The sequence below is a fragment of the Roseomonas marmotae genome (genome assembly GCF_017654485.1).
Taxonomy (GTDB): Bacteria; Pseudomonadota; Alphaproteobacteria; order Acetobacterales; family Acetobacteraceae; genus Pseudoroseomonas; species Pseudoroseomonas marmotae.
This window is the reverse complement of the sequence record NZ_CP061091.1, coordinates 233,337-245,220: the sequence shown is the minus strand read 5'-3', so window position 1 is coordinate 245,220 and position 11,884 is coordinate 233,337. Positions and strand designations below refer to the sequence as shown.

The following is an 11,884-nucleotide window of genomic DNA, read 5'->3' as shown; positions in this document are numbered from 1 at the left end:
CGGCTCAGCGCGGGCATTCTTTGCTGATCGCCTCATAGGCGGCGGTGAAGCCGGAGAGGGAGAAACTATCGGTCGCCTTGCCGCGTCCCTGCGGACCCGTGCCGGTGGCCACGGCCTCGGCGCCGCCCCTGAAGGCGGCGACGGCCTTGGCACCCTCCCGCGCGAAGGCGTTGTCCTGGGCGGTGTAGAAGGGCAGCGTGGTGGCGCCCACCTTCACCTCGACATCGGCATTGCGGGCATAGGTATAGCCGGCGCGCAGCGCCACCTGGTCCCGCCCCTGCTGGCGGTGCGTCACCGTCAGCATGACATTCTGCCGCTTGCCGGCGCCCTCGCTCTTGCTGGCGCGGGTGAAGGCGTAGCAGACCTTCTTGCCGGCCTCGGCATAGGTCGCCGCCGTCCAGTCCTGGAAGGTGCCGAGCGCGCGGGGGCCGGCCTGGGCCGGCTTCTGCTGCGCCAGAGCTTCACCGGAGCCCACCAGCGAACCGCCAGCGGCGCCCAGCAACAGAAGGAGGGGGAGGAGCCATTTCATGACCTCCAGATAAGGTCTCAGGGGGCCGTGTCGCAACCGCACAAAGCGCCCGGCCGATACGCGTCTGCCGCTGAACGGCGCGGCGAAACCCGGGCCGTGCCCAGGCATTCTCCAGGGCTGGCCCCGGAGGCCGGACAGGGAGGCCCGCCTTGCCACCACCCACGCCAACGCTTCCGCCGCCCCGGGCGGAGAGCATGAGCGCCTCGCTCCAGCGCAATATCGAGGCGATGAAGGAGCGCCGGCTGCAGGAGGCAGCCCATGCGACGCGGGAGGAGCGGGTGGCCCAGGCCATCACCGCCTTCACCGGCAGCATGCGCTTCGTCTACCTGCACATGGCGCTCTACGGTGGCTGGATCATCGTCAATCTCGGCGTGATTCCGGGCCTGCCGCGCTTCGACCCGTCCTTTGTCATGCTGGCCATGGTGGCCTCGGTGGAGGCCATCTTCCTCTCCACCTTCGTGCTGATCAGCCAGAACCGCATGGCGACGGCGGCGGACAAGCGCGCCGACCTCGACCTGCAGATCAACCTGCTGGCCGAGCATGAGCTGACGAAGCTGGCGGAAGTGGTGGCGGCCATCGCCGACCGGCTGGGCGTCGAGGCCTCGTCCGACCCCGAGATCCGCGAGATCACGAAGGACGTCTCGCCCGAGGCGGTGCTGGATGAGCTGGAGGAGGCCCGCCAGAAGACGGAGTAGGACGGCGGCCGGCGGCGCGGGGATGTCCCCGCGCCGCCGGCATCACGGGGTCAGAGGACCGGCAGCGGCTCGGCCGTGCCGAAATCCACGCCCTTGGTGCCCATCGCGCTCCAGGCGCGGTCATACTGGGCCGGCGCCTGGAAGGCCTCGGCGCGGCCCAGGGCGGCGGCGGCATGCAGCGGCCAGTAGGGGTCGCGCAGCAGGGCACGGGCCAGGAAGATCATATCCGCCTGCCCGGCCTGCAGGATCTCCTGCGCATGCCGGGGCTCGGTGATCAGTCCGACAGCAGCCACCGGCACCTCGGCGCCCTTCCGCACGGCCTCGGCGCCCGGCACCTGGTAGCCCGGCTCCAGCGGGATCTTGGCCGGCAGCAGCGCGCCGGAGGAGACGTCGATCAGGTCGATGCCCAGCGCCTTCACCTGGCGGGAGAGTTCCACCGTCTCCTCCGTCGTCCAGCCGCCTTCCAGCCAGTCGGTGTGGGAGAAGCGGATGCCCAGCGGCAGGTCGTCCGGGATGGTGGCGCGCACCGCCTTCACCACTTCCAGCACGATGCGCGTGCGGCCGGCGAAATCCCCGCCCCAGCCGTCATTGCGCTGGTTGGACAAAGGCGAGAGGAACTGGTGCAGCAGATAGCCATGCGCCGCATGGATCTCGATGAAGCGGTAGCCGGCCTCGACGGCGCGGCGGGCGGTGGCGGCGAAGGCGGCGATGGTGGAGGTGATCTCCTCCTCCGTCATCGCGCGCGGCTCGCGCAGGCCGGGGAAGGCGACCGCGCTGGGGGCCAGTGGCGTCCATCCATGCGCCGCGTCCTCGGCGACGCCGCCATGCCAGGGCGGGTTGGTGCTGGCCTTGCGGCCGGCATGGGCGATCTGCGTGCCCGGCACCGCGCCGGCCGAGGCGATCACACGGGCGAGGCGCGCATGGCCCTCGGTCTGCGCGTCGCTCCAGAGGCCGAGATCCTGCGGGGTGATGCGGCCTTCCGGCGTCACCGCCGTCGCCTCGGTCACCACCAGCCCGGCGCCGCCGATGGCGCGGGCATGCAGATGCGACAGGTGCCAGTCGGTCGCCTTGCCGGCGGCCTCGCCACGGGGGTCGCAGGAATACTGGCACATCGGCGCCACGCCGATGCGGTTGCGGATGGTAACCCCGCGCAGCACGATGGGGGAGAAGAGATCGGTCAAGACGGTGTCTCCGGTCAGAATAGGGCGCGGGGAGCCGCCGGCGCGGCCGGTGGCATGGCCATGGAGATGGCGACGGGCGGCGCGCCGAAGGGCGGCAGCCGGCCCAGGCGGTTCTCGAATACCGCAAACCAGGCGGGTTGTCCCGCCGGGCGGGGTAACAGCCGCCCGGCGGCATCGGCGGGGAAGAGCGAGAGCGTCACCGCATCCGCCACATTGCCACCCACCGCCCGCACGACACGGCCGCCGGCGCCGGCCTCGCTGGCGACGACGATGTCGCAATGCATGGGGCGGAACTCCCCAGCCTCGGCCAGCCTCTCCCGCCAGCCGGCCAGCGGGCGGCGGGAGCGGTCGGCGCAGACGAGGTCTCCGGGCGCGGGGGCATAGGCGCCGGGGTCATGCGGGATGAAGGGCGCCTGGGCCGGGAAGGCGGCAGCATCGGCCAGCAACCCGTCGATATAGAAGGCATGGGCGGCGGAGGGGCGGAATTCCCGCTCATCCACCCCGGCATTGCGCATGACGTAGCTGATGAAGGCGGCGGACCAGGCGGGCTCGCCCCAGACATCGCCGGGCGCGCCGGGATGCGCCAGCACGGTGGCGTAGCGGCTGCGGTTGCGGTCGATGGCGGCGCGGCCCTCGCCCTCCACCGCGCGCCAGTAGGCCAGCACGCGGGGAAAATTGCCCAGGCGCGACTCCTGCCCCGGTCCCGCCGTAGCGGCGCGGGGGGCGCTGGCCTCCACCACGATCCGCCCCCAGTCCTGCCATTCCGCCAGGGCGATGCCCAGCATCCGCTCCCGTGCCGATTCCGGGTAGGGCAGGGGCGGGGTGGGGGCAGCAGGCGGCGGCTGGGTGGCGCAGGCGGCCAGCAGCAGAGCCAGCGGCAGGGCCAGAGAGGCAGGGTGGAACAGGGCGCGGATACCCGGTTTCATGGCGCGGCGGTTCCTCCGTCGAAGGGGAGGGCGCTTATCGCCGCGCCGCCGCGGGCTTCCAAGGGTGCCCGCCCCGGGCGGCACGCGATTGTGCGGGCTCAGCTCGCCAGGCTCTGCGCCGGGGCCGGGCCCTCCAGCACTGTCTCGTCGGGGGAGAGCAGCGCGAGCAGCACCGGCGCCTGGGTGCCGGCATGGCCCTCGGTGGCGATGGGGGTGGGCAGCACCTCCAGCTCGCTGCCGGAGACGCGCACGCGGCCGCGCAGCAGGCGGAAGCAGGCGTCGAACAGCGCCTGCAGATGCTCCCGCTGCCCCGGCTCCAACGGCACGGCGCCGGCCCGGTCCGCCAGGCCCAGCACATTGGCCGCCCGCATCAGCAGGCCCAGCTTGAAGGACCAGAAGCCGTCATCGGCGAGGCGGGTGCCATCGGCGCGGCGGATCTGCAGCAGCGGATGCTCCTGCGCGCGGGCCTCCCCGCCATGCAGCGGCGGGCCGAGGCGCAGCGCCATCAGCCCGCGCCGGAGCGCGGCGGCGATCTCCTCGCCCGGCAGATCGCGCCGCCGAAGCGCCAGGCGGGCCAGCGCCAGCAGCGCGGCGGCATGGCCGTCGAGCATCGTCTCGCCCACCGCCTCGGTGAAGGCGCCGCCGTCCTCCGCCGCCTCCTGCCGCGCCAGCAGCGCCTGCAGGCCGAGGCGCAGCAGGGCCGCGTAGTCCGGCGCCGCCCCGGTGGCGGGGGGCAGGCGGGGCGTGTGCAGCATCAGGTCCAGCGACAGCAGCGTGAAGGCCAGCGAACGCAGCGCGACCCGCCCCGGCAGCAGCGCGGCAGGGGGCGCGCCCTCCGGCGGCGCGTCGGCCATGGCGGCGAAGAGGGCCAGCAGATGCCGGTCGTACCAGCCGCGCAGCTCTGCCAGCCGCTCCGGCGCCAGGGCCTGGGTGCCATAGGCGCCGCTGGCGGAGAAATGGATCTGCGCCGCGATGGCGTTCAGCGCCGCGCCGTAATCGGGGCTGAGGCCGGCATCGCCCCCGGCCAGGGGCGCCGGATCGGCGAGCAGCCTAGCATAGGCGGCCTCCGCGCCCGCCAGCGTGCCGGCCGTCACCAGGCGATGCTCCTCCACCGTGAAGCCCTGGCCCCCGCCCAGCTCCGACAACTCGTAGCGGGAGAGCAGCCAGTGCGGCCGGGACGCGCCCCCGCTCTCCCGCGTCGCCAGCTTGATGCTTCGCAGCCGGGCACCGGACGGCATGCCGATATGCACGCCCATGGCGGCGCCGGGCGGTGCCTCCTCCACCAGGCTCAGCGTCTCGGCCGGGCCCAGATGCAGGTTGGCCAGCGCCTCCGCCTGCATGGACAGCGGGCGCAGGCCGCCGCCCTCGCCCAGGACGATGCGGGTGATGGGCCGTTCCGGCGGCCCGCCGGAAAGCTCGTCCAGCGCCGTGGTGAGGCGCACCCCTTCCAGGGTGACGCCTGGCGCCGCCTTCAGCGTGACCCGCAGCAGCAGCCGGGGATCGCCGGCGCGGATCGTGTACTCGTAGCGCAGCGTCGCCACCACGCCCTCGCGCCGCAGCAGCCCGTGCGGGGCGCGCAGCTCGCTCTCATGGAACAGCGCCACGCCATCGGGCTGCGGCACCAGCCCATAGCGGCGGATGGTGTCCTCCACATCCAGGCAATGGCTGCGCCGGCCGATGCGGAATTCCACCAGATGCCCGGTATGCAGGACCTCCCGCCCGCCGGCGGGCTGGCCGCGCAGCTCCTGCCGCACCAGCCCGCGCGAGAGGTCGCCGCTGAACTCGTGGCTGCCGGTCACCACATGGAAGTCGAGCGGGTCGATATTGCTCACCACGCATTCCGGGCGGGCCGTGCGCCGGTGCAGCAGCCCGTCCTCGCTCATGGCCAGCAGGAAGCCGGTCAGCCCTTCCGCCAGTCCGTGCCAGCGGGGCCGGACGGCGGGAAGGGCCAGCAGTTCCAGCGCCCCCGCCGCATCCGCCGTCCAGCAGGAGTCGCCGGAAAGGGGGGAGGTGCCCCGTTCCCGCAGCGCCACCGCCTTCCGGTCGCCCAGCTGCATCTCCTGCGCCAGGTTCCGCTCGAGATAGGCGATTAGGCGATCCCGCTCGGGTGGGCGAAGCATATCGGGCATGGCTGGTTCCGCTGGGCTGTCGGGTCGCGGGCATCCTAGCCGCCGATGGCGCGGCTGTGCAGGGGCGGTGGCGCGATCAGCCCCAGGCGGCGTCCACCGCCAGGGCCAGCACGACGTAGCGCCCGAGCTTGCCGATGCCCACCAGCAGCAGGAAGACCCAGAATCGTTCCCGCATCACCCCCGCCACCAGGGTCAGCGGGTCGCCCACCACCGGCAGCCAGCTCAGCAGCAGCACCCAGCGGCCGCGGCGGGCGTACCAGCCCTGCGCCCGCGCCAGCGCCGCCGCTGAGACCGGGAACCAACGCCGCGTGCCGAAGCGGGCGATGCCCAGACCCAGCCCGTAATTCACCACCGAGCCCGCGATGTTCCCCACCGCCGCCGAGGCCACCAGGGCCAGGGCGGGATGGCCGTTGAGGAGGAGGGTGGCCAGCAGCGCCTCGGACTGCGCCGGCAGCAGGGTGGCGGCCAGGAAGGCGGCGAGGAACAACCCGCCGCAGGCGGCCAGAGTCTCCTGCATGCGCGGGCGGCGTCAGGCCTGGGGCTCGGCCGGCTTCCGCCGCAGCCGCACACGCTCCGGCCCGAAGCCCTGCATGGCCACGACCTCCAGCAGCAGCATGCCGCCTTCGGCGTCCGGCGCCTCCACCTCGTCCCCCAGCACCGGCAGGCGGTCCAGCCGGCCCATCAGGTAGCCGGCGACGGTGGAATACTGCCCGGCCTCCTCGGCCAGCCGGGTGCCGAGCTGCTGGTCCAGGCTGTGCAGGTCCAGATGGGCATCGAGCATCCAGGCGCCATCGCCCTCCCGCTCCAGCCGCGGCTGGCCCCCGGCGCCTTCCTGGAACTCGCCGGCGATGGCCTCGAAGATATCGGTGGGCGTCGCCACCCCCTCCAGCGTGCCGTATTCGTCCAGCACCACCGCCATCTGCACGGAGGCACCGCGCAGCCGCTCCATCAGCCGCAGCACGTCCATCCGGTCATGCACCAGCAGCGGCGGGCGGATGGAGCGCTGGGTGTCGATCGCGCCCCGCTCCAGCAGGTCGCGCAACAGGTCCTTGGCCAGGGCGACGCCGACGATCTCCTCGATCCGCCCGCGTGAGACCAGGAAGCGGGAATGGCCGCTCTCCAGCATGGCGCGGCGGTGCTCCTCCGGGCTGTCGTCGATATCCAGCCAGACCACCTCGCTGCGTGGCGTCATGATGGAGCGCACGGGCCGCTCCCCCAGCGCCATCACCCCCTGCACCATGGAGCGTTCCTGCGGTCCGAAGACGGGCGACGGCGCCGCATCCCCCTCCTCCGCGCCGGCGGCGGCCTCCGCCTCGGGCCGGCCGCCGCCGAGCAGGCGGAGCACCGCCAGGGCCGTGCGGTCCCGCAGGTCGCCGGTGCTGAGATGCCGGGCATGGCCGCGGCGGGCGAGCTGGTTGAAGGTCTCGATCAGGATGGAGAAGGCGATGGCGGCGTAGAGGTAGCCCTTGGGAATATGGAAGCCGAGGCCCTCCGCGATCAGGCTGAAGCCGATCATCAGCAGGAAGCCGAGGCAGAGGATCACCACCGTCGGATGCGCGGAGACAAAGCGCATCAGCGGCCGGCTGGCCGCGATCATGACGCCGATCGAGACGATGACGGCGATGTACATGATCGAGAGATGCTCGACCATGCCGACGGCGGTGATGACGGAATCGAGCGAGAAGACCGCGTCCAGCACCACGATCTGCGCCACCACCTGCCAGAAGCTGGCCCAGACCCTCGCGCCCTGCCGGGCCTCGTGGCCGCCTTCCAGCCGCTCATGCAGCTCCATCGTGCCCTTGAAGAGCAGGAACAGCCCGCCGAGGACCAGGATCAGCCCGCGCCCCGTGACCTCGGCGCCCAGCAGGGAGAAGAGCGGCGCCGTCAGCCCCACCACCCAGGAGATGCTGGCCAGCAGCGCAAGCCGCATCAGCAGCGCCAGGACGAGGCCGATGACGCGTGCCCGGTTCCGCTGCTCCGGCGGCAGCTTGTCGGCGAGGATGGCGATGAAGATCAGGTTGTCGATGCCGAGCACCAGCTCCAGCACGATCAGCGTCCCCAGGCCCAGCCAGGCAGTGGGGTCGGCGATCCATTCCATCGTCTCTACAAGCTCCTGTCCGGCAAGGGCTCAGCCGTGGTCAGCGCGGCAGGCGGCCTCCCGAGACGGCGGTAAGGACGGGTCGCAGCCTTTGCCAGCCCAGCCAGAGCAGCACCACACCGGCCAGGGCCAGGCCGATGGTCAGCGGGTCCGGCTCCTGCCCGAGCCGCCGCGCCAGCCAGGCGCCGATGCTGCCGGGCATCAGCATCAGCGGCGCCCAGAGGATGGCGGAGAGGATATTGGCGCTCTGGAAGGCGCGTTCCCCCATGCCGGTGACGCCGGCCACCAGGGGCGCCACGGCCCGCACCGGACCCAGGAAGCGGCCGACGAAGACCGCCCACCAGCCCCAGCGGCGGAATACCACCACGCCCCAGGCATAGGCCCGGCGGCAGGAAAGCGGCAGGTGGCGGCGCACCGCGCGCGCGCCGATGGCACGTGCCAGCCAGTAGCCGGTGGCATCGCCCAGGATGCCGCCGGCCATGCAGGCCAGCAGCACGGGCAGCGGGTCGAGCATGCCGGTGCCGATCAGCGCGCCGATGCCCAGCAACAGGGCCGTCGAGGGCACGATGATGCTGACGATGGGAAAGGATTCCAGGAAGGCGATCAAAAAGGTGATCGCCGCGCCCCATGCCGCGTGGGCACGCACCCAGGCCTCGAAGGCCGCTGTCCAATCTTCCAACATGGAGGTGCGGTAACAGGTCGGCGGGGCCGGTGCCAGCGGCGATCATTGGGATGCCGCAAATCTTGTGAACCCTTTTCCGGCCCCGGCAGGTGGCAATCACAGCAGGGGCGGGACAATAATGCTTGATGAGACGAGTATAAATTTTCTTTTGGCGTAAATTTATCAGGATATATAAGCTGATATTGATTTATGATTTAATATTCACATTAAAATTGACCCGCTTTATCTAGAAAGAACCGGCAGCCGCTGCTACCAACCGGGCGAAGACCAAGCTGAGTGTTGCAGGAGCGGGGAACCCTGCCTGCGTGGGACCGCCGGAGAAGCCAGGTGCAGGAAATCCGCTCGCTGACTGGGCTGCGTGGCATCGCCGCCTTGCTTGTCGCCGCCTATCACCTCCAGGAAGTTTTCGATAACGGGGCGGCGCAACAGGCCGAATGGCACCAGCAACTGTATCTGAGCGTCGATGTCTTCTTCGTCCTCAGCGGCTTCATGATCATGCTCCGGTATCAGCACTTCTTCATGAGGCCCTGGCGCTCGCAGGACTTCTCGGATTTCATGCTCCGGCGCATCGCGCGCATCTACCCGCTCTACCTGGTGGTTCTTCTTCTCTATGTCGGCCTGCGGCTGGCCGAGGCCGGATTCACCGGCCATGCCGTTCCGGCGCCCATCACCCCCGATGTCTTCGCGCTGAACCTGTCGATGGCACAGGTCTGGGGGCTGGGCCCTTCCATCATCATCCCGACCTGGTCGGTCAGCGCGGAATTCTTCGCCTATCTCGCCTTTCCCCTCCTGGTGCCGCTCTTCGCCAGGAGCGGCGGCAGGATCCTTCTCGGCCTGGCCTGTGGCATCATGCTGTCGCTGGTCGGCCTGGCCTGGCTGGCCTCATGGCTTGGGGCGGCCGCCGATTTCAGCCTCAACATCTGGAAGCACGACTGGGGCCTGCCCGTGCTGCGCTGCCTGGCCGGCTTCATGGCGGGCATGCTGATCCATCGCGTCTTCGCCAGGGGAAGCCTCGACCGCTGGGCGGGGAATGACGCGCTGGGCATCGCCGTCTGCCTGGCCCTCGTGGCCGGGCTGGCCTGGAAGGTGCCGGACCTGCTGCTCTTCCCGCTCTTCCCTGCGCTTGTGCTCGTATTGTCCTGCAACAAGGGCTGGCTGGCCCGGCTCTTCTCCAATCCGGTCGTGCACAGCCTCGGGCGCTGGTCCTTCGCCCTCTATCTCGTCCACGGCATGCTGCAGCGGATCCCCCTGGCGCTCGAGCCCCGGCTGGCCGGACCCATCGGGCAGGAGGCGGCCATGGCCGTGGCCGTGGCCGTGCATTTCTCCGTCGTGGCCGCGGCATCGGCCGCCTGCTACGCCTTCATCGAGGCGCCGGGCCAGAAGATGTTCCGGCACCGGTTTCCGCGCCCCGGCGACATGCCGCTGCTGAAGCAGGCCGGCAAATCCTGAGGCGGTTCCAGGCCGCGCCGGATCAGGCGCGGCCGCTTTGGCAGGGTGCCGTGGCACCCGCGCCGGAATGGCCCGACCGAAGGCCGGGCACTCCGGCGGCGTCTGTCCTCAGTCCAGGCTCGCGCCCGATTCCTCCACCAGCCCCTTCCACAGCTTCTCCTGCTCCAGCAGGTAGGCGCCATAGGCCTCGGGGGAGGGGTCCACCACGGTGGTGAAGCCATTCGGCTCCATCTTGGCGCGGAACTCATCGGTATCCACGACCTGGGCGATGGCCTTGTGCAGGATGGCGATGCGGTCCTGCGGCACGCCGGCCGGCACGTTCATGCCATACCAGGACTGCATGTCGATGCCGCTGCCCGGCAGCAGCTCCTTCATGCCCGGCACGTCCTTCAGCTCGGGCGAATAGGTCACGCGGTCGGCACTGGCGGCAGCCAGCACGCGGAGGCGGCCTTCGCGCACATTCGACATCGCCAGCGGAATGACGTCGAACATCATGTCGATATTGCCGGAGAGCAGGTCCTGCAGGGCCGGCGCGCCGCCGCGATAGGGCACATGGGTGATGTCCACGCCCGTCGCCTTGCAGACCTTGGCGATGGTCAGGTGGCTGATGGTGCCGGTGCCGGAGGAGCCCATGGTGAGTTTGCCCGGGTCCTTCCGCGCCGCCTTGATGACGTCGTCGAAGGTCTTGTAGGGGCTGTTCGCATTGACCGTCATGAACACCGTGCCGGTGGTCACGCGCGTCACCGGCGCCAGGTCCTTGATCGGGTCGATCGGCATGGACTTGGTGTAGAGGAACTTGTTGGCTGCCAGGATGGAGGCCGAGGCCAGCAGCAGGGTATGCCCGTCCTTCTCCGACCGCGCCGCCTCGGCCGCGCCCAGGTTGCCGCCGGCGCCGCCGCGGTTGTCGACCACCATGGTCTGGCCCAGGACGGACTGGAGTCGCTCGGCGATCAGCCGCCCGGTCAGGTCGACTGAACCGCCGGCGGCGAAGGGCACCACGAGGCGCATGGTGCGGGACGGGAAGGCTGGCTGTGCCCGCAGCACGGCGGGGGCGAAGGGCAGGCTGACGGCGGCGCCCAGTATGGCGCGACGGCGGATAGTCATGGCTTCAGCAGTCTCCGTCTGATTTCCCTTTCATGTCGTCCCTCTCTTTCCCGAGAGCAAGAGGTTGTGTGCCGGTATCAGCTTCCACGGCGGCGCAAAGCATGCATCAGGACCGCCGCCGCCACCGAAACATTCAGGCTCTCCACCGTGCCTGAGCCCGGCAGCGTGACGCGGCGGGCGCAGGCGGCGATGGTAGTCTCGGCCAGGCCCTGTTCCTCGTTGCCCAGCACCAGGGCGATAGGGCGGGGGTCGTCATCGCGCAGGATGGCCTCCGGCGTCTCCCCGCCCCGTGCCACGGCGGCCACGGTCAGGAAGCGGGGCGCCAGCGCGGCGAGTGCCGCCGGCAGATCCGCGGCGCGGTAGAGGGAGAGGGCCTCCAGCCCGCCCTCGCTGGTGCGCCAGGCGGAATCCGAAAGCCCGGCCTGGCGTGGGTCGCCTGAGATCACCAGCGCCTGACAGCCGAAGAAGGCGGCCGAGCGGGCGATGGCGCCGAGATTGTGCGGATTGCCGATGCCGTCCAGCACCGGCAGCAGGTCGGCCGGCAGGGCCTCGGGCGCCGGCAGGGCGGGCACGACGCGGGGCACGGCGATGGCGACGATGCCGCCGTGATGCGCGGTGCCGGCGATCTTCTCCAGCTCCTTCGCCGGAACCTCCCGGTAGGGCTTCCGGGCGCGGGCGAGCTGGGCGCAGAAGGGCCCGGCCTCCAGCCGGCGCGCGGGCACGTAGAACAGCCGCATCACCGCCTGCGGCCGGCGCGCGAAGACCGCCGCGACGGCGGCCGGGCCGCAGATGCGGTCAGGCTCCGGCCCACGGGCCTGGGGCGGGCGCGGCTGAGCGGGGCGGGGCTGAAACGGCTCGGGCTCGGGCGGGCGGGCGGGCCGGGGGGGGAAGGGCGCGCGGCGCGGCGGCTGGGTCATGCGCGCGTCTCTGCCCCTCCGGCGCGGCTTCGCCAAGAGGTTTGCGCGCTTTCGCGCAATGAGCGGAAGCTGCGCGGTGCGAAACACCTTTTCGTGCAGGGGCGGAATGTCCGATGATGGCCAAGGTGCCGCATGACGGCGGCGCCGGATCATGCCGGGGAGGGTTGCCGCATG

Annotated in this window: 11 protein-coding genes; 2 read left to right on the top strand and 9 right to left on the bottom strand. The window is 71.2% G+C overall.

What is annotated here, in order from left to right:
• Positions 1–4: 4 nt before the first annotated feature.
• On the bottom strand, positions 5–529 hold the full coding sequence (locus tag IAI58_RS01145; RefSeq protein ID WP_207447928.1) for an invasion associated locus B family protein: 525 nt from the start codon (positions 527–529) through the stop codon (positions 5–7).
• 194 nt (positions 530–723) lie between these two features.
• Here IAI58_RS01145 and IAI58_RS01140 point away from each other — a divergent pair, with 194 nt between their 5' ends.
• Entirely contained in the window at positions 724–1,224 is a 501-nt protein-coding gene (locus tag IAI58_RS01140) for a DUF1003 domain-containing protein (RefSeq protein WP_207447926.1), read from the top strand.
• Positions 1,225–1,274: 50 nt separating this feature from the next.
• Here the strand turns inward: IAI58_RS01140 and IAI58_RS01135 are convergent, their stop codons facing one another.
• From IAI58_RS01135 to IAI58_RS01110, 6 genes are all read right to left on the bottom strand, one after another.
• A complete protein-coding gene (locus IAI58_RS01135; RefSeq protein ID WP_207447924.1) occupies positions 1,275–2,405 on the bottom strand; it encodes an NADH:flavin oxidoreductase/NADH oxidase in 1,131 nt (376 codons plus the stop codon).
• A gap of 14 nt (positions 2,406–2,419) precedes the next feature.
• Positions 2,420–3,331 (bottom strand): DUF2272 domain-containing protein, encoded by a 912-nt coding sequence (locus IAI58_RS01130; RefSeq protein WP_207447922.1) that lies wholly within the window; start codon positions 3,329–3,331, stop codon positions 2,420–2,422.
• Positions 3,332–3,429: 98 nt separating this feature from the next.
• Entirely contained in the window at positions 3,430–5,460 is a 2,031-nt protein-coding gene (locus IAI58_RS01125) for a hypothetical protein (protein WP_207447920.1), read from the bottom strand.
• Between the two features lie 76 nt (positions 5,461–5,536).
• The gene (locus IAI58_RS01120) at positions 5,537–5,977 is read right to left on the bottom strand and encodes a YqaA family protein (protein ID WP_207447918.1); all 441 of its coding nucleotides are present in this window, start codon (positions 5,975–5,977) and stop codon (positions 5,537–5,539) included.
• Between the two features lie 12 nt (positions 5,978–5,989).
• Entirely contained in the window at positions 5,990–7,558 is a 1,569-nt protein-coding gene (locus IAI58_RS01115; protein ID WP_207447916.1) for a TerC family protein, read from the bottom strand.
• A gap of 40 nt (positions 7,559–7,598) precedes the next feature.
• Positions 7,599–8,240 (bottom strand): DedA family protein, encoded by a 642-nt coding sequence (locus tag IAI58_RS01110; RefSeq protein ID WP_207447914.1) that lies wholly within the window; start codon positions 8,238–8,240, stop codon positions 7,599–7,601.
• 327 nt (positions 8,241–8,567) lie between these two features.
• On the opposite strand from IAI58_RS01110, the gene IAI58_RS01105 reads away from it, so the two are divergent.
• Positions 8,568–9,689, top strand: coding sequence for an acyltransferase family protein (locus tag IAI58_RS01105; RefSeq protein WP_207447912.1), 1,122 nt, complete (start codon positions 8,568–8,570; stop codon positions 9,687–9,689).
• A 108-nt stretch (positions 9,690–9,797) separates the two neighbouring features.
• On the opposite strand, the gene IAI58_RS01100 is transcribed toward IAI58_RS01105, so the two are convergent.
• Together IAI58_RS01100 and IAI58_RS01095 are read right to left on the bottom strand one after the other, a co-directional pair.
• Complete coding sequence (locus IAI58_RS01100; protein WP_207447910.1) at positions 9,798–10,793, bottom strand: Bug family tripartite tricarboxylate transporter substrate binding protein; 996 nt, start codon at positions 10,791–10,793, stop codon at positions 9,798–9,800.
• Between the two features lie 77 nt (positions 10,794–10,870).
• The gene (locus IAI58_RS01095; RefSeq protein ID WP_207447908.1) at positions 10,871–11,710 is read right to left on the bottom strand and encodes a TrmH family RNA methyltransferase; all 840 of its coding nucleotides are present in this window, start codon (positions 11,708–11,710) and stop codon (positions 10,871–10,873) included.
• Between the last annotated feature and the right edge of the window lie 174 nt (positions 11,711–11,884).